The sequence below is a fragment of the Pseudooceanicola sp. LIPI14-2-Ac024 genome, assembly GCF_042188925.1.
Taxonomy (GTDB): domain Bacteria; phylum Pseudomonadota; class Alphaproteobacteria; order Rhodobacterales; family Rhodobacteraceae; genus Pseudooceanicola.
In genome coordinates this window covers 514,052-536,618 of record NZ_CP170102.1, presented here as the reverse complement: position 1 = coordinate 536,618, position 22,567 = coordinate 514,052, and the positions used below count along the sequence as shown (strand labels likewise).

22 protein-coding genes, 1 other RNA gene and 1 pseudogene are annotated in these 22,567 nt (G+C 68.4%); 13 read left to right on the top strand and 11 right to left on the bottom strand.

Going from position 1 to position 22,567, the window contains the following annotated elements:
- Window positions 1-4: 4 nt before the first annotated feature.
- Window positions 5-1,075, bottom strand: coding sequence for an Acg family FMN-binding oxidoreductase (locus ACE2AC_RS02600; RefSeq protein WP_375690572.1), 1,071 nt, complete (start codon window positions 1,073-1,075; stop codon window positions 5-7).
- A gap of 191 nt (window positions 1,076-1,266) precedes the next feature.
- On the opposite strand from ACE2AC_RS02600, the gene guaA reads away from it, so the two are divergent.
- A complete protein-coding gene (guaA, locus tag ACE2AC_RS02595; RefSeq protein WP_375690571.1) occupies window positions 1,267-2,838 on the top strand; it encodes a glutamine-hydrolyzing GMP synthase in 1,572 nt (523 codons plus the stop codon).
- Between the two features lie 132 nt (window positions 2,839-2,970).
- Window positions 2,971-3,387, top strand: coding sequence for a Fur family transcriptional regulator (locus ACE2AC_RS02590; protein ID WP_375690570.1), 417 nt, complete (start codon window positions 2,971-2,973; stop codon window positions 3,385-3,387).
- Window positions 3,388-3,394: 7 nt separating this feature from the next.
- Here the strand turns inward: ACE2AC_RS02590 and ACE2AC_RS02585 are convergent, their stop codons facing one another.
- On the bottom strand, window positions 3,395-3,700 hold the full coding sequence (locus ACE2AC_RS02585) for an ATP-dependent Clp protease adaptor ClpS (protein WP_375690569.1): 306 nt from the start codon (window positions 3,698-3,700) through the stop codon (window positions 3,395-3,397).
- 61 nt (window positions 3,701-3,761) lie between these two features.
- A complete protein-coding gene (locus tag ACE2AC_RS02580; protein ID WP_375690568.1) occupies window positions 3,762-4,667 on the bottom strand; it encodes a DMT family transporter in 906 nt (301 codons plus the stop codon).
- A 327-nt stretch (window positions 4,668-4,994) separates the two neighbouring features.
- On the opposite strand from ACE2AC_RS02580, the gene eno reads away from it, so the two are divergent.
- On the top strand, window positions 4,995-6,272 hold the full coding sequence (gene eno / locus ACE2AC_RS02575; RefSeq protein ID WP_375690567.1) for a phosphopyruvate hydratase: 1,278 nt from the start codon (window positions 4,995-4,997) through the stop codon (window positions 6,270-6,272).
- Here the strand turns inward: eno and ACE2AC_RS02570 are convergent.
- Both ACE2AC_RS02570 and ACE2AC_RS02565 read right to left on the bottom strand, forming a co-directional pair.
- On the bottom strand, window positions 6,262-6,951 hold the full coding sequence (locus tag ACE2AC_RS02570) for a DUF4336 domain-containing protein (RefSeq protein WP_375690566.1): 690 nt from the start codon (window positions 6,949-6,951) through the stop codon (window positions 6,262-6,264). The genes eno and ACE2AC_RS02570 overlap by 11 nt on opposite strands.
- A 195-nt stretch (window positions 6,952-7,146) precedes the next feature.
- Window positions 7,147-7,437 (bottom strand): glycine zipper 2TM domain-containing protein, encoded by a 291-nt coding sequence (locus ACE2AC_RS02565; protein WP_375690565.1) that lies wholly within the window; start codon window positions 7,435-7,437, stop codon window positions 7,147-7,149.
- A 143-nt stretch (window positions 7,438-7,580) separates the two neighbouring features.
- On the opposite strand from ACE2AC_RS02565, the gene ACE2AC_RS02560 reads away from it, so the two are divergent.
- Both ACE2AC_RS02560 and ACE2AC_RS02555 read left to right on the top strand, forming a co-directional pair.
- Window positions 7,581-8,009 carry a cupin domain-containing protein gene (locus ACE2AC_RS02560; protein WP_375690564.1) on the top strand — a complete coding sequence of 143 codons (429 nt, stop codon included), beginning with the start codon at window positions 7,581-7,583 and terminating at the stop codon, window positions 8,007-8,009.
- A 113-nt stretch (window positions 8,010-8,122) separates the two neighbouring features.
- Window positions 8,123-8,902 carry a histidine phosphatase family protein gene (locus ACE2AC_RS02555; RefSeq protein WP_375690563.1) on the top strand — a complete coding sequence of 260 codons (780 nt, stop codon included), beginning with the start codon at window positions 8,123-8,125 and terminating at the stop codon, window positions 8,900-8,902.
- A gap of 288 nt (window positions 8,903-9,190) precedes the next feature.
- Here ACE2AC_RS02555 and pgi read toward each other — a convergent pair whose 3' ends face one another.
- From pgi to zwf, 3 genes and pseudogenes are all read right to left on the bottom strand, one after another.
- Window positions 9,191-10,798, bottom strand: coding sequence for a glucose-6-phosphate isomerase (gene pgi / locus ACE2AC_RS02550; RefSeq protein ID WP_375690562.1), 1,608 nt, complete (start codon window positions 10,796-10,798; stop codon window positions 9,191-9,193).
- 55 nt (window positions 10,799-10,853) lie between these two features.
- Complete coding sequence (gene pgl / locus ACE2AC_RS02545; protein WP_375690561.1) at window positions 10,854-11,525, bottom strand: 6-phosphogluconolactonase; 672 nt, start codon at window positions 11,523-11,525, stop codon at window positions 10,854-10,856.
- Window positions 11,522-12,981 (bottom strand): annotated as a pseudogene (zwf, locus tag ACE2AC_RS02540) (glucose-6-phosphate dehydrogenase). Before zwf ends, pgl begins: the two are co-directional and overlap by 4 nt.
- 141 nt (window positions 12,982-13,122) lie before the next feature.
- Here zwf and ACE2AC_RS02535 point away from each other — a divergent pair.
- Window positions 13,123-14,076 (top strand): radical SAM protein, encoded by a 954-nt coding sequence (locus tag ACE2AC_RS02535; RefSeq protein ID WP_375690560.1) that lies wholly within the window; start codon window positions 13,123-13,125, stop codon window positions 14,074-14,076.
- A gap of 58 nt (window positions 14,077-14,134) precedes the next feature.
- On the opposite strand, the gene ACE2AC_RS02530 is transcribed toward ACE2AC_RS02535, so the two are convergent.
- The 3 genes from ACE2AC_RS02530 to ACE2AC_RS02520 form a co-directional block, all read right to left on the bottom strand.
- Window positions 14,135-15,187: a permease gene (locus ACE2AC_RS02530; protein WP_375690559.1), complete on the bottom strand. Its 1,053-nt coding sequence runs from the start codon at window positions 15,185-15,187 to the stop codon at window positions 14,135-14,137.
- Window positions 15,180-15,536: an ArsR/SmtB family transcription factor gene (locus tag ACE2AC_RS02525; protein WP_375690558.1), complete on the bottom strand. Its 357-nt coding sequence runs from the start codon at window positions 15,534-15,536 to the stop codon at window positions 15,180-15,182. Before ACE2AC_RS02525 ends, ACE2AC_RS02530 begins: the two co-directional genes overlap by 8 nt.
- 150 nt (window positions 15,537-15,686) lie before the next feature.
- The gene (locus ACE2AC_RS02520; protein WP_375690557.1) at window positions 15,687-16,820 is read right to left on the bottom strand and encodes an anhydro-N-acetylmuramic acid kinase; all 1,134 of its coding nucleotides are present in this window, start codon (window positions 16,818-16,820) and stop codon (window positions 15,687-15,689) included.
- A gap of 64 nt (window positions 16,821-16,884) precedes the next feature.
- Here ACE2AC_RS02520 and tyrS point away from each other — a divergent pair, with 64 nt between their 5' ends.
- From tyrS to ACE2AC_RS02485, 7 genes are all read left to right on the top strand, one after another.
- Window positions 16,885-18,141 carry a tyrosine--tRNA ligase gene (gene tyrS, locus ACE2AC_RS02515; protein WP_375690556.1) on the top strand — a complete coding sequence of 419 codons (1,257 nt, stop codon included), beginning with the start codon at window positions 16,885-16,887 and terminating at the stop codon, window positions 18,139-18,141.
- Between the two features lie 178 nt (window positions 18,142-18,319).
- On the top strand, window positions 18,320-18,688 hold the full coding sequence (locus ACE2AC_RS02510) for an STAS/SEC14 domain-containing protein (protein ID WP_375690555.1): 369 nt from the start codon (window positions 18,320-18,322) through the stop codon (window positions 18,686-18,688).
- A 126-nt stretch (window positions 18,689-18,814) separates the two neighbouring features.
- The gene (locus ACE2AC_RS02505) at window positions 18,815-19,354 is read left to right on the top strand and encodes a hypothetical protein (protein ID WP_375690554.1); all 540 of its coding nucleotides are present in this window, start codon (window positions 18,815-18,817) and stop codon (window positions 19,352-19,354) included.
- Window positions 19,347-19,696: a transfer-messenger RNA gene (ssrA, locus tag ACE2AC_RS02500) on the top strand. The genes ACE2AC_RS02505 and ssrA overlap by 8 nt, the downstream gene beginning before the upstream one ends.
- 143 nt (window positions 19,697-19,839) lie before the next feature.
- Window positions 19,840-20,655, top strand: a complete 816-nt coding sequence (locus tag ACE2AC_RS02495; RefSeq protein ID WP_375690553.1) for a chromate resistance protein ChrB domain-containing protein — start codon at window positions 19,840-19,842, stop codon at window positions 20,653-20,655.
- Window positions 20,652-21,905 (top strand): chromate efflux transporter, encoded by a 1,254-nt coding sequence (gene chrA, locus ACE2AC_RS02490; RefSeq protein ID WP_375690552.1) that lies wholly within the window; start codon window positions 20,652-20,654, stop codon window positions 21,903-21,905. The genes ACE2AC_RS02495 and chrA overlap by 4 nt, the downstream gene beginning before the upstream one ends.
- 82 nt (window positions 21,906-21,987) lie before the next feature.
- Window positions 21,988-22,488: an SspB family protein gene (locus tag ACE2AC_RS02485; protein ID WP_375690551.1), complete on the top strand. Its 501-nt coding sequence runs from the start codon at window positions 21,988-21,990 to the stop codon at window positions 22,486-22,488.
- The last annotated feature ends 79 nt before the right edge of the window (window positions 22,489-22,567 follow it).

The window sequence follows — 22,567 nt, the reverse complement described above, 5'->3', positions numbered from 1 at the left end:
TCCCTCAACCCGCCCGCATCACATCGGCGACCGGGCGGCGCAGCGAATAGGGCAGCCGGGGCGCGCGGCCGAAGCGGATCACCAGATCCGGCCGCAGACCCGGCTCGCCTGCCAGCGCGGCAAGCTCACCCCGAAGATCCGGCACCTCGACCGGCTGGTTGACGAAGGCCGTTGCCAGCCCCTGCCGCGTCGCTTCCAGCAGGAATCCCTGCGCCGCCATTCCAACCCGCACCCAATGTGCCGGATCCGCCGCATCGGCCAGAAACACCGCCGCACCCGCGCTGCTCTCCATCTGCGCCGCGTATTTGTCGACCTCGCCCGAGGCGGTGAAGACAAACGGGAATATCCGCCGCCCGATGAAATCCGGAAAGGCCGGATTGCCGCTCGCCGCGGTATATAGCCCGTCACGATGGTCCACCGCGCTCGCCGTGCTGAACCGCAGCCAGTCGAGAAGCTCCGCCTCGAACGCCGGATCGGCCATCTGCGCCTCGGTCCCCGCCACCACAATGTCGCGCAGCGATGCCATCGGCGCCGGGTCGGCGATCAGCACCATCCGCACCCCGGGCCCGCGCCCGGCCTCGGCCAGTGCCGCCAGAACGCCCGCGCCCACAGGCCCCCCGTCGTACTCCGTCCGGGTCGACTGCCGCGCGCGGATCGCCTCGATCAGCGGATCGGCCATCGGCGCGGCCTGCCCCATCGAGAAACGCACCGCGCCATCCGGCGCGACCGAAGCCTCGCCGGGTCGACCTGCCGCGCGCCCCGCGATCTCGAGGTTCCGCGCCGCGGCTCCCAGCGAGACAAAGACATGGTGATCGTCCGGGTCCACCACCGGCGTCCGCCGGGTGTGATCCGGCGTAATCGCGATCCCGGTTTCCCCCGCGGTGAAGATCCAGCTCTGGGTATTGTGCCCGTTCGGCGCCAGCGTGGCATAGCGGATCATCTCATTCACCCCGCCTTCGGGGCTGAGCGGCGCGCGCAGGGCGGCGACCTCGGTCTCATAGGAGCTGGCGTCACCCGAACAGCCGGCCGCCAGTAAAGTACCGCCCGTGGCGGCCAGGAAGTCCCGACGGTGCATGGCATCCTCCTTGGGATACGGGACGACCTCCCCAAGGCACAGACTAGCAGTTTCGCGCGCAGCCGTCTTGATCTTGCGCAACCCCGCGGCGCCTCAAAGCGCGTCGCCGCATGCCAGCCATGCACTCCGGATCCAGCCGCCGCGTGCGCCGCCTCTTGCCTCCGACCCGCCGCCTCACTAAACGCTCGAACATGAGCGACATGACCCACGACCGCCTCCTGATCATCGACTTCGGCAGCCAGGTGACGCAGCTGATCGCGCGCCGCCTGCGCGAGCTGCACGTCTATTGCGAAATCCATCCCTACCAGAACGTCACCGACGACTTCCTCAGGGACTTCGCGCCGAAGGCCATCATCTTCTCCGGCGGCCCCGACAGCGTCACCCGCGAAGGTTCGCCGCGTCCGCCGAAAGCGGCCTACGACCTCGGCGTGCCGATCCTCGGGATCTGCTACGGCCAGCAGGTGATGATGCAGGACCTCGGCGGCAAGGTGGAAGCGGGCGAAAGCCACACCGCCGAATTCGGCCGCGCCTGGGTCACGCCCTCGGACGACCGCACCGACCTGCTGACCGGCTGGTTCCTCGACGGCTCGGGCCGCGAACAGGCCTGGATGAGCCATGGCGACCACGTCAGCGAACTCGCCCCCGGCTTCACCGTCTACGGCACCTCGCCCGGCGCGCCCTTCGCGATCACCGCCGACCTCGACCGCCGCTTCTACGCCGTGCAGTTCCACCCCGAGGTGCATCACACCCCGAACGGCAAGACGCTCTACGAGAACTTCGTCAAGCTCGCGGGCTTCTCGGGCGACTGGACGATGTCCGCCTACCGCGAGGAGATGGTCGAGAAGATCCGCCAGCAGGTGGGCGACGCCAAGGTCATCTGCGGCCTCTCCGGCGGCGTCGACAGCTCGGTCGCCGCGGCCCTGATCCACGAGGCGATCGGCGAGAACCTGACCTGCGTCTTCGTCGACCATGGCCTGCTCCGCCTCAACGAGGCCGAGGAAGTGGTCACCATGTTCCGCGACCACATGAACCTGCGCGTCATCCACGCGCAGGAGCAGGAGCTCTTCCTCGGCGCGCTCGAAGGCGTCTCGGACCCCGAGACCAAGCGCAAGACCATCGGCAAGCTCTTCATCGACGTCTTCCAGAAATACGCCGACCAGATCGACGGCGCCTCGTTCCTGGCCCAGGGCACGCTCTACCCGGACGTGATTGAATCGGTCTCCTTCTCCGGCGGCCCCTCGGTGACGATCAAGTCGCACCACAACGTCGGCGGCCTGCCCGAGAAGATGGGCCTGAAACTGGTCGAACCGCTGCGCGAGCTCTTCAAGGACGAGGTCCGCGCGCTCGGCACCGAACTGGGCCTGCCCGCCTCGTTCATCGGCCGCCACCCCTTCCCGGGGCCGGGCCTCGCCATCCGCTGCCCGGGCGAGATCACCCGCGAAAAGCTCGAGATCCTGCGCAAGGCCGACGCGGTCTACATCGACCAGATCCGCAAGCACGGCCTCTATGACGAGATCTGGCAGGCCTTCGTGGCGATCCTGCCGGTCCGCACCGTGGGCGTGATGGGCGACGGCCGCACCTACGACTACGCCTGCGCCCTGCGCGCGGTGACGAGCGTGGACGGCATGACGGCGGACTACTACCCCTTCACCCACGAGTTCCTCGGCGAAACCGCCACCCGGATCATCAACGAGGTCAAGGGCATCAACCGCTGCACCTACGACATCACCTCGAAGCCCCCGGGCACGATCGAGTGGGAATGACCCCCGCCGCCTGACAGCACGAGCGCCGCGCCCCGCCGCGGCGCTTTGCCGTTTCGCCGCCGCCCCAAACCGCTTGCCACGCCGGTCCTCTCTCTGCAAAAAGGGGACCCTGACAGAGATCCCGGAGCGCGCATGGCCCACCGTGAAAGCATCCTTTCCCGTTGCGAGGCCCAGGGCCTGCGCCTGACCGAGCAGCGGCGCGTCATCGCCGGGGTGCTCGACACGGCCCGCGACCACCCGGATGTCGAGGAACTGCACGCCCGCGCCAACGCCCAGGACCCGCGCATCTCGCTCGCCACGGTCTACCGGACGGTGAAACTCTTCGAAGAGGCGGGGATCCTCGAAAAGGTCGATTTCGGCGACGGCCGCGCCCGCTACGAGGACGCCGAGCGCGATCACCACGACCACCTGATCGACCTCGAGACCGGCCGCGTGATCGAATTCGTCGACCCCGAGATCGAGAAGCTCCAGCTGCGCATCGCGGAAAAGCTGGGCTACGACCTCAAGGGCCACAAGCTCGAACTCTACGGGGTCAAGCGCAAGGGCTGACCGCGGCCTATTCCTCCCGCTCGGTGGTGAAGGCCAGCGGATAGCCCGCCTGCCGCCCGGCCTCGTTGCCCTGCGCGCATTTTTCCTCGGCCACCTCCTTGGTGAAGACGGCGACCACGCAGGCCCCGCGCCGGTGCGCGGTCAGCATCACGCCAAGCGCCTCGGACTCGGTCATCCGGAACACCCCCATCAGCACGCCGACGACGAACTCGCGCGGGGTGAAATCGTCGTTCAGCAGGATCACCTTCCAGAGCTTCGGCCGCTCGGTCGCGACCTTTGCCCTGGGTTTCAGCGCCGTGGTGGTGTCGGACATGGTCGCCTCTCCGGCCCGCATGTCCCCGCAGCCTTCCAGAACCGGCCCGGCAGGTAAAGCCTCAGGCGCGCCCGACTGGGCCCGCGCCCGCGACGTTGACCATCGCGCGGGCGACCTTGCGCTCGCGCAGGAAGGTGTAGAGCCCGCTCGCCACGATCAGGACCGATCCGGCGATGGTCCAGGCGTCGGGGCGTTCGTGCAGCACCACCACCGCGATGATCATCGCGAACACCAGCCGCGCATAGCGGAACGGCGCCACGACCGAGATGTCGCCGATCCGGACCGATGCGGTCAGCGCGTAGTAGCCAAGCGCCGTCACCGCCACGCCGCAGACCACGTAGGCCCAGACGCTGCCCGTGGGCATCTGCGGCGGCGGGCCGAAGGGCAGCAGCACCAGCCCCGCCACCACCGCGCCGGAAAATCCCCAGGCCGCCAGCACCAGCGACGGGATGTGCTGCGGCGCGGCCCGCGTCGCCAGGTCCCGCACCGCGAGGCCCACGGCCGCCACCACCGCCAGCAGCACCGGCGCCTCGAACCCCTGCCCGCCCGGCCGCACGATCATCAGCATCGCGATCATGCCGACCCCGATCGCCAGCCAGCGCCGCCAGCCGACATGCTCCTTCAGGAACACCGCCGCGCCCAGCGTGACCAGCAGCGGGGTGCACTGGGTGATCGCCGTCACCGTCGACAGCGGCACCAGCGACAGCGCCGTCATGCCCGCGACACCGACCATCGCCTCGGCGCAGGTCCTGAGCAGGATCAGCGGCTTGAAGAACAGGGGCGAGAAGAGCGGCATCCGCAGCGCGATCGCCACCACCGCGTAGACGACCGAGGTGCCGCCCCCCACCATCAGGATCAGCTGCGCCGGCGGCAGGCTGGCCGAGGCAAGCTTGACGAACATGTCCGACAGCGCCAGCCCGAACATGGCCACCACCATCAGCAGGATACCCTTGGCGAAATCGCTCATGCCCGTCCCTCTGCGCTGTGCCTCTCAGCGCTATTGGCTTTGAACGGCGATTGTAAGTCCTGCCCGCCGCCTGCAGACCCGGCCTTGCACAAGTGATCCGCTGCGCGGATGCCTCCGGCGGGAGTTTTTCGGGCAAGATGAAGAGCAACCGTCCCACCTTCATCTTGCCCGAAAAACTCCGGGGAGTCGCGGCCTGCCGCGACGGGGGCAGCGCCCCCCTCTTCCGCCCGCCTGTTTGCGCAAACGTCCCGACGGGGCCTTTTCCTTGTCACACGGGGCGCTTACAAGCCCGTGCAAGCACAGATTTTCCGGCGAAGGGACACGCCCATGAGCACCATCATCGACATCCACGCGCGCGAGATCCTCGACAGCCGCGGCAACCCCACGGTCGAGGTCGACATCCTGCTCGAGGATGGCACCATGGGCCGCGCGGCGGTGCCCTCGGGCGCCTCGACCGGCGCCTACGAGGCGGTCGAATTGCGCGACGGCGACAAGAGCCGCTATCTCGGCAAGGGCGTGCTGCAGGCGGTCGACAACGTCAACGGCGAGATCGCCGAGACCCTGGTCGGCTTCGACGCGACCGAGCAGGTCGCCATCGACGAGGCGATGATCGAGCTTGACGGCACCGAGAACAAGGGACGGCTCGGCGCCAACGCCATCCTCGGCGTGTCGCTGGCGGTCGCCAAGGCCGCGGCCGAGTTCACCACCCAGCCGCTCTACCGCTATGTCGGCGGCACCTCGGCCCGGGTCCTGCCGGTGCCGATGATGAACATCATCAACGGCGGCGAACATGCCGACAACCCGATCGACATCCAGGAATTCATGATCATGCCGGTCTCGGCCGAGACCTGCGCCGACGCGATCCGGATGGGCTCCGAGGTGTTCCACACCCTCAAGAAGGAACTGCACGCCGCCGGTCACAACACCGCCGTCGGCGACGAGGGCGGCTTTGCCCCGAACCTGTCGTCCACCACCGATGCGCTCGACTTCATCCTGAAGGCCATCGAAAAGGCGGGCTACAAGCCCGGCGACGACATCCATCTCGCGCTCGACTGCGCCTCGACCGAGTATTTCAGGGACGGCGTCTACGACATGAAGGGCGAGGGCAAGAAACTCTCGGCCGCCGAGAACGTCGAGTTCCTGGCAGGCCTCTGCGCCGCCTACCCGATCATCTCGATCGAGGACGGCTGCGCCGAGGATGACTGGGACGGCTGGAAGCTCCTGACCGAGCGGCTCGGCGACAAGGTGCAGCTGGTGGGTGACGACCTCTTCGTGACCAACCCGGCCCGCTTGGCCGAGGGGATTTCCAAGGGCGTCGCGAACTCCATGCTGGTCAAGGTGAACCAGATCGGATCGTTGACCGAGACGCTGCGCGCCGTCGACATGGCGCACCGCGCCCGCTACACCAACGTGATGAGCCACCGCTCGGGCGAGACCGAGGATGCGACCATCGCCGACCTCGCCGTCGCCACCAACTGCGGCCAGATCAAGACCGGCTCGCTCTCGCGCTCGGACCGGATGGCGAAATACAACCAGCTGATCCGCATCGAGGAAATGCTGGGCGAGACGGCGGAATACGCCGGCCGCTCGATCCTCAGGGGCTGAGCCAGCCGAAGGCGCGGCGCAGCACCTCGGTTGCGCCCGCCTCCACCGGCGCGCCGTGGGCGATCACCAGCCGCTCCGGTGCCCAGCCGATCATCCGGGCCACGGCCGCACGCGCCGCGGCCCTGTCGTTCGTGGCCATCCGGAACTTGCGCGGCACGGTCGGCTCGGCCTCGGTCATCCGGTCCATCCGCGCCACCCAGCCGCGCCAGCCGGTGAACCACCCCTTCGGCAGCCGCTGCAGCAGGTCGGACACCAGCACCGCGCGGCTCTCGGCGTGGTAGAACACGACCTCGGGCGCGATCCGGTTGGGACAGAGCACCGTCTCGATCCGCCCGCCCCAGGCGGCGGGCGCGTCCTGCGGCAGTTCGCCGTCGAACCGGATGTCGAACCGCTTGGCCACCAACCGCGGCGCCGCCAGCACCTCGGCGGCGGGAAAGGCGCTGGCCCAGTCCTTGAGATAGAGATGATGCAGCGCGTTCGGCGCCACGATCTGCCGCACCGGGCCAAGCGCCGTGACTTCGGCCCGCAGCTCCGGCGTGATCGCCACCGGCGACCAGATCGCCAGCCCCTCCTCCGCGCCGCGCAGGATCGCCATCCGTGTCGGATAGCGGAAGCCCGCCGCGCCATCGACCACCGGCCCCTCGACGAGCCAGAGGCCGTTTCCGAATGCCCTCAACATGCCCCCTCCGGCATTTCCCCGCGGCCAGACTATCGCCCCTTGACGCAGGGGCAAGGCACGAATTCGGAGGATGGGACGCTGTTCGCTGCCGTCCGGAAGGGATGACCCGCAAGCGCCGCGGTCGCGCAACGCAAAACGCCCTGCCGGGGCGAACCCGGCAGGGCGTCGACGCGTCCGACCTTTCGGTCAGCCTGCTCAGGAACAGGGTGCGGTGTAGTAGGTGCCGTCGCCGCGCGAATAGGCGCATTGCTGGGTCTGCGCGTTCTGCGCGACCATGGTGCCGGCGGCCGCGCCGCCAAGCGCCGCGATCAGGCGCCAGTTGTCGTTGGCTTCCAGGACCTCGGCGGCGATCAGGCCGGCTGCGGCCCCACCGGCGGCACCGGCCACGGTGTTGGCGTTGGGGTTGTTGCCGTACATGCCGGTGTTGCCGCAGGCGGCCAGCAGCGATCCGGACAAGCCAAGGGCCAGAAGGAAACGGGTCTTCATAACACACTCCTGTTCGTGTCGTTTGTTGGTACGGCCGCCCAACCCCTCCTGCGGCGTATTGTTCCACGACCGGCGGGAACTTGCCGGAACGGAACACACATCCGCCGCTTGCCGCCCCGCGGCCCCGTCTCTAGCGTGACGCCATGGACGCCGACCGGATCATCGCCGAACTTTCCCTTGAACCGCACCCCGAGGGCGGCTGGTTCCGCCAGACCTGGATCGCGCCGGCCAGGGGCGACGCCCGGCCCGCGGGCACCTGCATCTACTTTTTGCTGAGGGCCGGCGAACGCAGCCACTGGCACCGGGTCGATGCGACCGAGATCTGGCATCACTACGCCGGTGCGCCGATCGTCCTGTCGACCGCCGCGGCCGAGGCCGGACCGGCCCGCGACGCGACCCTCGGCCCCGACCTCTTCGCCGGCCAGGCCCCCCAGCTCATCGTGCCCGAGGGGCACTGGCAGGCGGCCCGCAGCACCGGCGACTGGACGCTGGTCGGCTGCACCGTCTCGCCCGCCTTCCGGTTCGAGGGTTTCACCCTCGCCGCCCCCGGCTTCGACATCCCGCGCGGCTGACCCGCCGCCGCGAGGGTGGCGCGACGTCACCGAAATGGTCACGCCGCTGTCGCCAAACCGTAACAAATCCGGCGCATGGAACCCGAACCGTTTCATCTTCGGGGACAACCACCATGCACAGATTCGCACTCACCCTGGCCGCCGCGGCGCTGCTCCAGGCAGCGCCCGCCGGCGCCGCGACCTTCCTTTTCGTCCGCCACGCCGAAAGCACGGCCAATGCCGGCACCGCCACCACGCCGGAAGAGATGAAGGATCCCCCGCTCACCGAGCTGGGCGAGCAGCAGGCGCTCGACCTCGTCGACACGCTCAAGGGCTACGATGTTACCGACATCTACGTCAGCACCTACCAGCGGACCGCGCTGACCATCGCGCCGACCGCAGCCCATTTCGGGCTGACACCGACCGCCGTCGACGCGATCAAGGAATGGGATTTCGGCACCGGGGTCCTCGACTACGACGAGATCAACGCCATGTTCGGCCAGTGGCTCGCCGGGAACACCGCCGCCGCCATCCCGTCCAGCCCCGGCTCGGAATCGCTCGACGATCTGAACGCCCGTGTCGTGCCGGCCTACAACCAGATCGCGGCCGACCACGCGGACGAGGACGGCGTGATCCTGATCGTCGGGCACGGCGGCTCCATCGGCTGGACCATGCCGAGCTTCGCCGCGAACGTCGACCTCGTCTTTGCGCTGACCAACGGCCTGCACAACACCGGCATCGTCGAGGTGCAGCTCTACGACGGCGTGCCCTATGTCACCAACTGGGAAGGCACGCCGATCGCCTGGCCCGGTGCCCCGGCCGAGGTGCCGCTGCCCGCCAGCGGCCTGCTGCTGCTGGGGGGCGCCGGGGCCGTCGCCGCGCTGCGCCGCCGCAAGGCCCGCGCCGCCGCCTGATCCCGTGCCGGGCGGGGTCACGATCCCCTGCCCGGCCACCCCCACGCTCCACCATACGTTGAGCCGTGGCCCCCTGCGCCACGCGCCGCCGGGGCGGGTTTCCGCACCGTCCGACGGGCGGCACGGGCAAGGTTATGCCCATGATGCCGCTCTGCAGAAAAAATTCATGCTGCGCTGAAACTTACCCATCGGAGGTCCGTGACTAACAACGGGTCTCGCCAGCATCCCTCGGCGGGGCCTCGTTCCGCGGCCAAGTCGCCCCGCAAACGCTGGTCGCGGAACGCTCCATCAGCCCAGCCCATGGCCTCTCATGTAGGTCACCAGCCCGGCGGTGGAGGCGTCCTTGCCCTCGGTCCCCTCGCGGCCCTGCAGCACCGGGTCGAGCGCCAGCGCCAGCTCCTTGCCCAGCTCCACGCCCCACTGGTCGTAAGAGTTGATGCCGAGGATCACACCCTCCACGAACACCCGGTGCTCATAGAGCGCCACGATCCTCCCCAGCATCTCGGGCGTCAGCCTGGGATAGGCCAGCGTCACGCTGGGCCGGTTGCCGGGGAACACCCGGTGCCGCGCCTGCCGCTCCAGTTCGTCGCCGCTCAGCCCCTTGTCGGCCATCCGCGCCCGCGCCTCGTCCAGCGACCGCCCGCGCAGCAGCGCCTCGGACTGGGCCAGGCAGTTGGCGACCAGCAGCCGGTGCTGGTGCGCCAGGTCGGGCTCGTGCCCCTCGGCGCCGACAAGGAATTCGCAGGGCACCACCTGGGTGCCCTGGTGGATCAGCTGGTAAAAGGCATGCTGCCCGTTGGTCCCCGGCTCGCCCCAGACCACCGGGCCCGACGGCACGTCGAGCATGCCGCCGTCCATCGCGACATGCTTGCCGTTGCTCTCCATCTCGAGCTGCTGAAGGTAGGCCGGCAGCCGCAGCAGCCGCTGTTCATAGGGCAGCACGGCACGGGTCGGGTAGCCCATCACCTGGTTGTGCCAGATGCCGGTCAGCGCCAGCAGCACCGGCAGGTTCTGCCCAAACGGCGCCTCGCGGAAATGCCGGTCCATCGCCTGCCCGCCGCGCAGGAAGGCGCGGAAATCCAGCGGCCCGACCGCCAGCATCAGCGCCAGCCCGATCGGTCCCCAGACCGAGTAGCGCCCGCCGACCCAGTCCTCGAAGCCAAAGACGCGCGCCCCGTCGATCCCCCAGTCCGAGGTCGCATCGAGGTTCGAGGACAGCGCCGCGAACTGCGTGCCCGGATCGCGCACCACCTGCGCCATCCAGCGCCGGGCGGTTTCCGCGTTGGTCATCGTCTCGATTGTGGTGAATGTCTTGGACGCCACGATCACCAGCGTCGTCGCCGGGTCGAGGCCCTTGAGCGTGTCGTGGATATGCGCGCCGTCGACGTTCGACACGAAATGGCAGCGCGGCCCGTCGCAATAGGGCGCCAGCGCCTGCACCGCCATCACCGGGCCCAAGTCCGACCCGCCGATGCCGATGTTGACCACGTCGGTGATCCGCCCGCCCAAGCCGGCATAATCGCCGCTGCGCACCGCCTCGGCAAAGGCCTCCATCCGCTGCAGCGTCGCCAGCACGCCCGGCATCACGTCCTTGCCGTCCACCTCGACCGGCCCGCCGTCTAGGTTGCGCAGCGCCGTGTGCAGCACCGCGCGGCCCTCGGTCTCGTTGATCTTCGCCCCGCCGAACATCGCCTCGCGCCGCGCGGCCACGCCCGCCGTCTCGGCCAGCGCGATCAGCGCCGCGCGGGTCTCGGCGTCGATGTTGGTCTTGGAATAGTCGAACAGCATCCCGTCGACCTCGACCGAAAACTCCTCGGCCCGGCCGGGCGTCTCGAACAGGTCCAGGATGTGCCGCCCCTCGGCCTTGTCACCGGCGCGTGCCAGGTCGTCCCACATGGGTTCACTCCGTTGGTTGAATGCGTCGTGCGAAAAAGGGATGTGCGGTGCGGGCCTATTCCGCCCAGTGAACGGTCGCTTCGTCAAGGACCACGGCCACCGGCGCGTCGATCGGCTTACAGCCCTGGGCGTTCTCGAGCGCCGCGCGCTTTTCCTGCCCCATGATGACAAGGTGCGTCGACATCGCCCCGCGCAGCACCGGCGCGGTCATGGTGATGCGCGGCTCCTCGACGCCGGGGGCGCGCATCGCCATCAGCTCGGGCGCCTTGCCCTCCAGCGCCTCGGCCAGCCGGTCCGCCCCGGGAAAGAGCGACGCGATATGCGTGTCCGTTCCCATCCCCAGCACCAGGACGTCGATCGGCAGCTTCGGGCGCAGCGCCTCGGCCAGGCCTTCAAGCGCCTCTTCCGGGGTCTCGGTCGCGGCGACCAGCGGCAGGAAGGTTGCGCCCTGCGCATGGCCCTGCAACAGCCGTTCCTTGACCAGCCGCGTGTTCGACCGGGGCGAGCTTTCGGGCACCCAGCGTTCGTCGGTCAGCACCACGTCGACCCGGTCCCAGTCCAGCCGCACCGCCGTCAGCGCGTCAAAGATCGGCCCCGGCGAGGTGCCGCCCGGCACCGCAAAGAGCACCCGCTCCTTCCGCCTGAGCGCCGCGCCCAGTTCGCTCGCCAGCGTGTCGCAGAGGTCGAGCGCCAGAAGCTCCCGGTCGGGATAATCCCTGAAGTTCATACCCGGATGTCCCTCCATCGCCGCCCGTCCCGGTGCAGCAGGGCCAGCGAATCCTCGGGGCCGGAGGACCCGCTGTCGTAAAGCTGCGGCTCGTCCCCGCGCCCTTCCCAGCCCGCGATCATCGGATCGGTCCAGGCCCAGGCCGCGACCACCTCGTCACCGCGCATGAACAGCGTCTGGTTGCCACGGATCACGTCCATGATGAGGCGTTCGTAGGCATCCGGCACATCCTCCGCATCCGGCCCGAGCGCGTCGGCAAAGGTCATGTCGAGCGGCACGTCGACAAGACGCATGCCCCCCGGTCCCGGTTCCTTGATCGTCACGCCCAGGTCCATCCCCTCGTTCGGCTGCAGCCGGATGGTCAGGATGTTGCGATGCCGGCCCGCGTCCTCGGTAAAGATCGAATGCGGCGTTTCCTTGAAGACCACCGCGATCTCGCTCACCTTGGCCCGCAGCCGCTTGCCGGTGCGCAGGTAGAACGGCGTGCCCGCCCATCTCCAGTTAGAAATCCGCGCCTTCAGCGCCACGAAGCTCTCGGTGTTCGATCCCGGGTTCTCGACCTGGGTGCGGTAATCGGGCTGCCCGTCCACCCCTCCCGCGTACTGCCCGCGCACGATGTCCTCGGGCTCCACCGGTTCCAGCGCGCGGATCACCTTGAGCTTCTCGTCGCGCACCGCGTCGGGGTCGAACTTGGCCGGCGGCTCCATCGCGATCAGGCACAGCAGCTGCATCAGGTGGTTCTGCATCATGTCGCGCATCGCGCCGGACTTGTCGTAGTACTCCCCCGCCCGCCGACGCCCACGGTCTCGGCCACGGTGATCTGGATGTGGTCGACGTATTGCGAATTCCACAGCGGCTCGAACAGCATATTGCCGAAGCGGACCGCCATCAGGTTCTGCACCGTCTCCTTGCCCAGGTAATGGTCGATCCGGTAGATCTGGCTCTCGTCGAAATGCTCGGCCAGCGTGGCGTTCAGCGCCCGGGCCGAGGCCTCGTCGCGGCCGAAGGGCTTCTCAACCACGATCCGCGTGCCCTTGCCCGCCATGCCGTGCTTGTGCAGCCGCTCGGCCAGCGCACCGAACAGGCTCGGCCCGACCGAGAAGTAGAAGGCCTGCACCACCTCGCGCCCGCGCATCCGGCCGCCCAGCTCGTCCCAGCCGTCCTCGCCCATGGCGTCGACGGTCACATAACCGATGCGCTCCAGGAACCCGTCCACCGTGCCGCGTTCGCACTGGCCGCCGGTGTTGAACTCCGCGATCGCCTCGCGCACGAACTCGCGGTAGCCGGCATCGTCCATCTCGGCCCGCGCCGCGCCGATCACGCGCGAATTCTCCTCCATCTGCCCGGCGCAGAACCGCCGGAACAGCGCCGGCAGGATCTTGCGGCGGGCGAGGTCCCCCGTGCCGCCGAAGATGACGAGATCGAAGGGATCGACCGGAATGACTCGCGAGACCATCGCAAAGGCTCCATTACCCGCTTTCGCGCTCATGTTAGCGCTCACATGCGCGGACCCTACCCCGGATTTCCGCCCATCACAACGCCGTGCAGCATCGCGGAAACCATTGCAGGACAAGAGCCTGCTGTCCATGCTTTCACCATGAAGGATATGACGGGCAGCCCCGCCAACAAGGGCAAGTTCATCGACCCAGCGATCACGGCGGACGGCAGCGCACGCGCGACCGTGGCGCTCGACGCGCTGCGCACGCTCTGGGTCAACACCGGCACGCTCTGCAACATCGAATGTGCAAACTGCTACATCGAAAGTTCGCCGCAGAACGACGCGCTGGCCTACTTCCGCGCCGCCGACCTGGCCCGCTATCTCGACGAGATCCGGCGCGACGCCCTGCCGGTCGAAGAGATCGGGTTCACCGGGGGCGAGCCTTTCATGAACCCCGAGATGGCTCAGATGGCGGGCATGGCGCTGGCTGCCGGGCACCGGGTGCTGATCCTGACCAACGCCATGCGCCCGATGATGCGCCCCTCGGTGCGCCGGGCGCTGACCGCGCTCCATGCCGAGCACCCCGGCCGCCTGACGCTCCGCGTCTCGCTCGACCACCCCCGGCGGGCGGTGCACGATGCCGAACGCGGCGCCGGCACCTACGACATCACGCTCGAGGGGATGCGCTGGATCCGCGACGCGGGCATTCCCTGCCACGTCGCCGGCCGTTCCCTGACGGAGGAGTCAGAGGCCGACACCCGCGCCGCCTTTGCCGCGCTCTTCGACCGCGAAGGCTTTCGCATCGACGCCGCCAACCCCGCCGAAACCGTGATCTTCCCCGAGATGGACCTGGCCGTCGAAGTGCCCGAGATCACCACCGCCTGCTGGGGCATCCTGCACAAGTCGCCCTCGGACGTGATGTGCGCCTCGTCCCGGATGCTGGTGCACCGCAAGGGCGCCCCGCGTCCGGCCGTGCTGGCCTGCACCCTGCTGGCCTACGACGATGCGTTCGAGCTGGGCGAGACGCTGGCCGACGCTGCCCGCCCCGTCGCCCTCAACCACCCGCACTGCGCCAAGTTCTGCGTCCTCGGCGGCGCATCCTGCTCGGCCTGAGCAAGCGCGAAACGGGCGCGTCGCCGCGCCCGTCGCCCGGAATGGAAGGCCTGCGGCGTCAGCCCGCCACGACCTGCCACAGGACCCCGGCCATCACCGCGCCGGACACCGCCAGCCCGAGGTAGGCCGCGAAGACCCGCGGCTTCACCAGCGCCCAGACCGCCACCGCCGCCGGGATGCAGCTGACCCCGCCCGCGATGACAAACGACATCGCCGCACCGGGCGCCATGCCCTGCTCCATCAGCCCGCCGACCAGCGGCACGGCCGCATAGCCGTTCAGGTAGGCCGGCATCCCGACCAGCGCGCCCAGCAGGATCGGCATCGCGCCGTCGCCGCCCAGCACGCCGGCGATCCAGTCGGCCGGGACATAGGTCAGCATCAGGCTTTCCAGCACGTAGGCCAGCGCCAGCCATTTCAGCAGGAAGACCGCGTTTTCCATCACCGACGTGCGGAAGGTCTCGCGCCGGGGTGCCTCGGTCCAGAATTTCCAGACCGGCTCCCCCTGGTAGGGTTTCTTGACCCCGCAGCAGCCGCCGACCTGCGGCTTCTCGCGCAGCGGGTCGGCAAAGACCGGGCTGCGTTTCGCCATCATGGTCACCGCGCCGCCGAACAGGCCCAGCCCGACCGCCGCCAACGTCTTGCCGATGGCAAAGGGCATCCCCAGCGTCCCGGCCGTCACGATGAACATGCCCGGGTCCATCAGCGGCGAGGCCAGCCAGAACGCCATCACCGGCGCCAGCGGCACGCCGAGCGCCAGCATCGCCGCGACGAAGGGGATCACCTGGCAGGAACAGAACGGCGACAGCCCGCCAAGCAGCGCCGCCATGACGATCATGTGCCCCTCGCGCCCGGTAAAGGCCTTGGACAGCAGCGTTTCCGCCCCGCTGGCCTTCATGTAACCGACCGCCAGCACCGCGAAGAAGATGATCGGCGCGGTCCGGATCAGCGCGTCGAGCGCAAAGCGGATGGTGTCGCCCAGCTGGTCCGGGTCGAACACCACCAGCGCCAGCAGGACCAGCACCATCGTGGCCAGCGCCCCGTCGGTCCGGCTCCAGAGATCGCGGGCCCTGCGGCCGAACCCGCCGCCGGGGGATGTGCTGAGATCAGTCATGGTCGTGCCCTTCCGGCAGGATGCATCCGATGTCCGCGCAGCATTCGCGCAGCAGGAAATTCGAGAGAACGCGCAGTTCCTCGTAGGCGACGGCGGCGCAGATGATGCTGCGCCCTTCCTTCCGCTGCACGACAAGGCCCGCCTGCGCGAGGATCTTCATGTGATGTGTCAGGGTCGATCCGGTCACGCCGGTCCGCCCGCCAAGTTCGCCGATCGAAAGCCCCTCGGGCCCGGCACGCACCAGCGTCCTGAGCACGCGCAGCCGCTGTTCCGAGCCGAGCGCGGCAAAGGTCGAGGCCGCCTTCACCAGGTCGAAATCGGGATCGATGTCTGTCTGAGTCGTTTTCATGTTTCTAGGCTTATCGAAATGAAGCCACGGATCAAGCGATATTTCTAGAACTCTGAAAATATCTCCATGAACGCCCCCGGGACGCGCCCGGAAAACACCGACGCAATACCGACGTGATACCGACGCGATACCGACGTGGCGTTCGGTGCCTTAACGCGCCTCGCCGACCACCCGCCAGCCGCGCGAGATCTCACCGCCGCCAACCGCCATCCGCACCCCCGTGGTCGACGGACAGGACGTCGCCATCCCCCGCGCCACCCGCACCGCCAGGTGCGCAAAGGCCTGCGCCTCCAGCATGTCGCCGTCGAGGCCCACGTCCTCCACCGGCACCACCGGACAGTCGAGCGCGACGGCCATCATCTCCATCAGCACCGGGTTCTTCCGCCCGCCGCCGGTGACCAGCAGCCGTTCCGGCGGTCGCGGGCAATGCTCCATCCCGCGCAGCACCGCCGCCGCCGACATGCCCGTCAACGTCGCCGCCGCATCCGCATCGCCCAGCTCGCGCACCAGCGTGACCATCTCTGCAAAAGCGTTCCGGTCCAGAGACTTGGGCGGCATTCTTGAGAAATAGGGATCGTCTAGGAAAAGCTCCAGCGCCCCCGCCACGACTTCGCCCCCCGCGGCCAGCGCGCCGTCCCGGTCATAGGGTTGCCCCCGCCGTTCCTGCATCAGGTCGTTGATCGGCGCGTTCGCCGGACCGGTGTCAAACGCCAACAGCGCGCCCTCCGCCTCGGGCGTGGCCTTGGACGGATCGACATAGGTTACATTACCAACGCCGCCCAGGTTCAGGAAACACAACGGTTTTTCCGCGCCGATCCAGCGCGCGCAGGCAAAGTGGAAGAACGGCGCCAGCGGCGCGCCCTCACCGCCCAGACGGACGTCGGTGCTGCGGAAATCCCAGACCACCGGCACCCCAAGCGCCCGCGCCAGCGCTGCGCCGTCGCCCACCTGGTGGGTGCCGCGCCCGCGCGGTTCATGCGCGAGGGTCTGACCATGGAAGCCTGCGATTTCAATATCTTCAAAGCCGGACATGATGTCGAGATGCGCAGCCTGCACGACCTCGGTCGCCGCGGCGACGCCCTCTTCTCCCGGCCATCTGCCCAGCCCCGCCCGCAGCACCGCACGCTCCCCGGCGGAGTATTCCCGGTAACCGCTTTCGCCGAAGCCAAAGATCGTCTCGCCATCGGTCTCGACCACCGCGGCGTCGACACCGTCGAGCGATGTCCCCGACATCGTCCCGAGCGCCCTGACCGGCGCCTGCTGCTTGCCCTTGGGCTTCAACATGCCCTTTTCCTTCCCCTGCCCGCGCCCTATACACTGCCGCGCAACAACACCCCGGACAAGAGCCATGACCTACACGCCCAAATCCGACTTCCTGACCGTCATGCGGGACCGCGGCTTCATCGCCGACTGCACCGACTACCAGGGCTTCGACGAAGCCCTGCTGGCAGGAGTCGTTCCGGGCTATATCGGCTTCGACGCGACGGCGAAATCGCTGCATGTCGGGTCGCTGATCCAGATCATGATGCTGCGCTGGCTGCAGAAGACCGGCCACCAGCCGATCACCCTGATGGGCGGCGGCACCACCAAGGTGGGCGATCCGTCGTTCCGCGCCGACGAACGGCCGCTGCTGACGCCCGCGCAGATCGACGACAACATCGCCGGGATCAGGCAGGTCTTTGCGGCCTACATCGACTACGACAGCGACGCGCCGAACCGCGCGCTGATGCTCAACAACGACGAATGGCTGGACAAGCTCAACTACCTGGAATTCCTGCGGGATATCGGGCGGCACTTCTCGGTCAACCGGATGCTGTCGTTCGAAAGCGTGAAATCGCGCCTCGACCGCGAGCAGTCGCTGTCGTTCCTCGAATTCAACTACATGATCCTGCAGGCCTACGACTTCCTCGAGCTGAACCGCCGCTACGGCTGCCTCGTGCAGTTCGGCGGCTCGGACCAGTGGGGCAACATCGTCAACGGCATCGACCTCACGCGCCGGGTGCTGGATCACGAGATCTATGGCCTGACCACGCCGCTGCTGACGACCTCGGACGGCAAGAAGATGGGCAAGACCGCAGATGGCGCCGTCTGGCTCAACGCCGACATGAAGTCGCCCTACGAGTTCTGGCAGTTCTGGCGCAACACCACCGACGCCGACGTGGGCCGGTTCCTCAAGCTCTACACAGAGCTGCCGGTCGACGAGTGCGACCGCCTCGGCGCGCTCGGCGGGTCCGAGGTCAACGCGGCCAAGATCATCCTCGCCAACGCGGTCACGACGCTGCTGCACGGCGCCGACGCGGCCACCGCGGCCGAGGCGACGGCCCGCGAGGTGTTCGAGAAGGGCGGCGTGGGCGACGACCTTCCGACGCTTGAGCTGACGGCGGCCGAGGTCGGCGACGGCATCTCGGTCGTGCAGCTGATCGTCCGCTCCGGCCTGGCCAAGACCGGCAAGGAGGCCAAGCGCCTGATCGTCGACAACGGCGCCCGGCTCGACGACGCGCCGCTGACCGACGCCGGCCTGATGATCGACGCGGGCACGCTGGCCGGCACGGTCAAGCTGTCGGCTGGGAAAAAGCGCCACGCGCTGGTGAAGCTCGCCGACTAACCCACTGGAAAATCACGGCAAGGGGCGGCTCATCGGGCCGCCCCTTCGCCTGTCCGCCCTGCACGCGCGGGACGAGCACGCTGCGCGGTCTTCCGCCTCGGGGCGCATCCACCCTTGCCCTTGCGTCACCGCGTGGCGTTAGATGGCCGAACCGGATCCCATTTCCAAGGACGAAACCATGATCGAAACGGAACTGCGCGAGGCCGACGGCATCGTCGTGGCCAAGGCCATCGGCGAGATCTCGAAAGGCGACTACGAAACCCGGCTCGTCCCGGTGCTGGACGAAGCCATCAAGGCGCATGGCAAGGTCAAGATCCTCTACTGGTTCGGGCCCGAGTTCGAAGGCTTCTCCGGCTCGGCCATGTGGGCCGACATGCGGCTTGGCATGCAACACATGAAGGACATCGCCAAGATCGCGGTGGTCACCGACAGCAACTGGCTCAGCGGGTCGATCCACGCCGTCTCGTGGATGCTGCCGATGCCGGTCGAGGTGTTCGACAACGACAAGATCGGCGCGGCGAACGACTGGCTGGTCAAGGACGAGTGATCGCGCCTTGAACCCCGCGGCCGGAGCGGTCACTCTGCCGCTCCGCCACCCTTGCCGCCGGGACCGACCGCCTTGTTCGCACGACTGACGCTTGCCCTCACAGCCCTCGTGTCCCTCGCGGCCTGCTTGGGCGCGGACCACGACTACACCCGCGACGCCGCCCTGCGCGAGGTTGCGCCGCTGGCCGCCGAGATCGCCGCGCTCTCTCCCGATGTCGACCCCGAGGAAGCGGCCCGCGCCGCCCGGATCGCCCTGACCTACCCGCTGCAGCTGCGCGCCGAATACGAGGTCGCGGACAGCCCGCTGGTGCACAACACCAAGGTCAACATGGGGCTGAAGCCGCGCGGGCTCTGCAAGCACTGGGCCGAGGACATGGAGGACCGGCTGGCTGCCGAGGGGTTCCAGACCCTCGACCTTCACCGCGCCATCGCCAATGCCGACACCGCCCGGATCGAACATTCCACGGTCATCGTCTCGGCCAGGGGCGACGGGCTTTACGACGGCATCGTCCTCGACCCCTGGCGGTTCGGCGGCGATCTCTACTGGGGTGCGACCACCGCGGACGAGGACTATCCCTGGCTGCCGCGCCCCGCCGCCTTCCGCGCCCGGCGCGATCGCGAGGAGGCCAAGGACCTGCTGGCGATCGGCACGCGCGAAAGCCTTTGAATTCCCGAACCAAGCACCCTATATGAACCCTGTCGGGCAACCGACTATGGACATAAACGCGCTCGTAATAAGCGGATCGGACCCGGGGGCGGTACCCGGCGGCTCCACCAAAATCCTTTGTTGGGGGATCATGGGGCCGAAACAGGATCGACGAACGTCTAAAGGTGTTAGCTTTGTCCCGGTGAGATACCACCGTTATCGGTTCGCTAAGCATAATTGCCAACAACAATCGTGCTCCGGTTGCTCTGGCTGCGTAAGCAGTCCGAAAGACCGAACTTTAAGCCCTTGCGCCTAGCAGCGTAAGGCGGGGTTCGCAGGCACCTGGCAACAGAAGCCTGCACTTTCCCTGCCTTTCCAACCTGCTGACGCCCCTTGACGGGCGCGTCCGGAATCCGCATGGTCCGCCGCGTGGGGACCGACGCGAACGCCCCGTGAGGCTCAGGCCCAAGGTTCGCATGTTTGCCTTGAAACAGGAGACATGCCCCATGCCTGCCCCGACTGAAATCACCCCCGCCCAGTTGCTGCGCCTGATCGGCACGCCCGATGCGCCCGCGCTCATCGACGTCGTGACCGAGGCCGATTTTGCCGCCGACCCGCACGTGATCCCCGGTGCGATCCGCATCCCGCACGACCGGGTGCTCGATCTCGTGCCCCGCCTGCGCGGAACGCGCTGCGTCGTCTACTGCCAGAAGGGCCTGAAACTCAGCCAGGGCGCGGCGGCTATGCTCAGGTGCGAAGGCGTGGCGGCAGAACACCTGGCCGAAGGCATGGTCGGGTGGCGCGCACTCGACGGCGCGCCGCGCATCCCGCACGCGGCCCTGCCCGCCCCGGTCGGCGGTGCCACGCTCTGGGTCACGCGCCACCGGCCCAAGATCGACCGCATTGCCTGCCCCTGGCTGATCCGCCGCTTCGTCGATCCCGCCGCCCGCTTCCTCTTCGTCGCCCCGTCCGAGGTGCCGGCGGTGGCCGAACGGTTCGGCGCGACGCCGTTCGACATCGAGGACGTGGCGTTCAGCCACCGCGGCCCGCACTGCACCTTCGACACCATGCTCGACGTCTTCGACCTGCATGGCCCGGCGCTCGACACCCTGGCGCGGGTGGTGCGCGGGGCCGATACCAACCGCCACGACCTCGCCCCCGAGGCCGCGGGCCTGCTGGCGCTGTCGGTCGGGCTGTCGCGGCAGTACCGGGACGACCTGGACCAGCTGGCCGCCGGCCTGCCGCTTTACGACGCACTCTACCGCTGGGCCCGCGACGGACAGGGCGAAGGCCACGACTGGCCCGCGGGGCGCGCGGCATGAGCACGCCCACAGTGTCCGACCTCTTCCGCGTCTTCGGGCGCATCGGCATCTTCAGCTTCGGCGGCCCGGCGGCGCAGATCGCCGTGATGCACCGCGAACTGGTCGAGGAGCGGCCCTGGCTGACCGAGAAGCAGTTCCTCGGCGCGCTGTCCTTCACCATGCTCCTGCCGGGGCCCGAGGCGATGCAGTTGGCCACCTGGTCGGGCTGGAAGCTGGGCGGTACCCGGATCGGGCTGATGGCCGGGCTGCTCTTTGTCCTGCCCGGGGCGCTGGTGATCGCGGCGCTGGCGCTGGCCTATGTCGCCTGGGGCGACGTGCCCCAGGTCGCGGCCGCGTTCGACGGGATCCAGGCGCTCGTCGTGGTGATCGTGGTGCAGGCCCTACTGAAGCTGCGCAAGAAGGCGCTGCACCGGGGTGCCGACGTGGCCATCGCGGTGGCGGCCTTTGCAGCGATCTTCCTCTTCGACACGCCCTTTCCCCTGATCATCCTGGCCGCCGCCGTCATCGGCGCCCTGATCGGTCCGGCCAGCCCGCCCGAACCGGCCCCGGCCCGCGCGCCCGTGCCGCTGTCGGCCACGCTCGGCACCGTGGCGATCTGGGTCGTGCTCTGGATGCTGCCCCTCGCCGCGGTCTGGCTGGCCGGCAACGCCTTCCTGACCGAAATGGCGCTCTTCTTCGCCAAGCTCGCGGTGGTGACCTTCGGCGGGGCCTACGCGGTGCTGGGCTACATGACGCAGGCCGTCGTCGACACCCACGGCTGGCTGACCCCGGACGAGATGATCGACGCCCTGGGCCTTGCGGAGACCACGCCCGGGCCGCTGATCCTCGTCACTCAGTTCACCGCGATGGTGGCGGGTGCCAAGGCGGGGGGCACGGGCCTCGCGCTCATCGCGGGCGCGCTGACGCTCTGGATGACCTTCGTGCCCTGCTTCCTGTGGATCTTTGCCTTTGCGCCGCATCTCGAACGGCTGCTGGCCGCGCCGCGCCTTGCCGGGGCGCTGTCGGCCATCACCGCCGCCGTCACCGGGGTGATCGCGGACCTCTCGGTCTGGTTCGCGATGCACGTGGTCTTTGCCAGCGTCGACGACAGCCGCACCCCGCCGCGTCCCGACTGGGCCAGCATCGACCCCGGCGCCATCGGCCTGATCGCGCTTGGCGCAGTGCTGCTCTGGGGCCTGCGGCTTGGCCTTCTGACCGCACTGCCGCTCATGGCACTGGCGGGATTGGGGCTTCACGCCGCGGCAGGATGACCCGCGGCCCGGATTCTGCTTGGGGCATCTTTTGTTTTCATTCGAATCCCCTATGCTCAGGCCACGAGCAAGTGAGGACGTGATGCCGGGAACCATCGACTATGGCAGGCTGATGCACCGCGCGATGCGGGGACTGATCCAGCAGGTGCTGAGCGATGTCGCTGCCAATGGCCTGCCGGGCAACCACCATTTCTTCATCACCTTCGATACCACCCACCCCGAGTCCGAGCTGGCCGACTGGCTCAAGGAACGGTATCCCGAAGAGATGACCGTGGTGATGCAGCACTGGTTCGAGAACCTCGATGTCGGCGACGACGGCTTTGCCGTGACGCTGAACTTCGGCGATGCGCCGGAACGGATGTACATCCCCTACGACGCGATCCAGACCTTTGTGGACCCCTCGGTCGAATTCGGCCTGCGCTTCGAGACGCAGGAACAGATCGACGACGAGGATGACGACGACGACCTGCCGCCCGACCCGCTGCCGTTGCGCGACAACGGCAAGGAAGAGCTCAAGCGCGACGGCGAGAAGAAGGATCACCGCCCCGCCGAGGTCGTTCAGCTGGATACCTTCCGCAAGTAGCCCCCGACGCGCCGCGCGGCATTGAACTTCCACGCCTTTCCGGTAAGAAGTCCCCGATCTTTGCGAGGAGACACCGGAG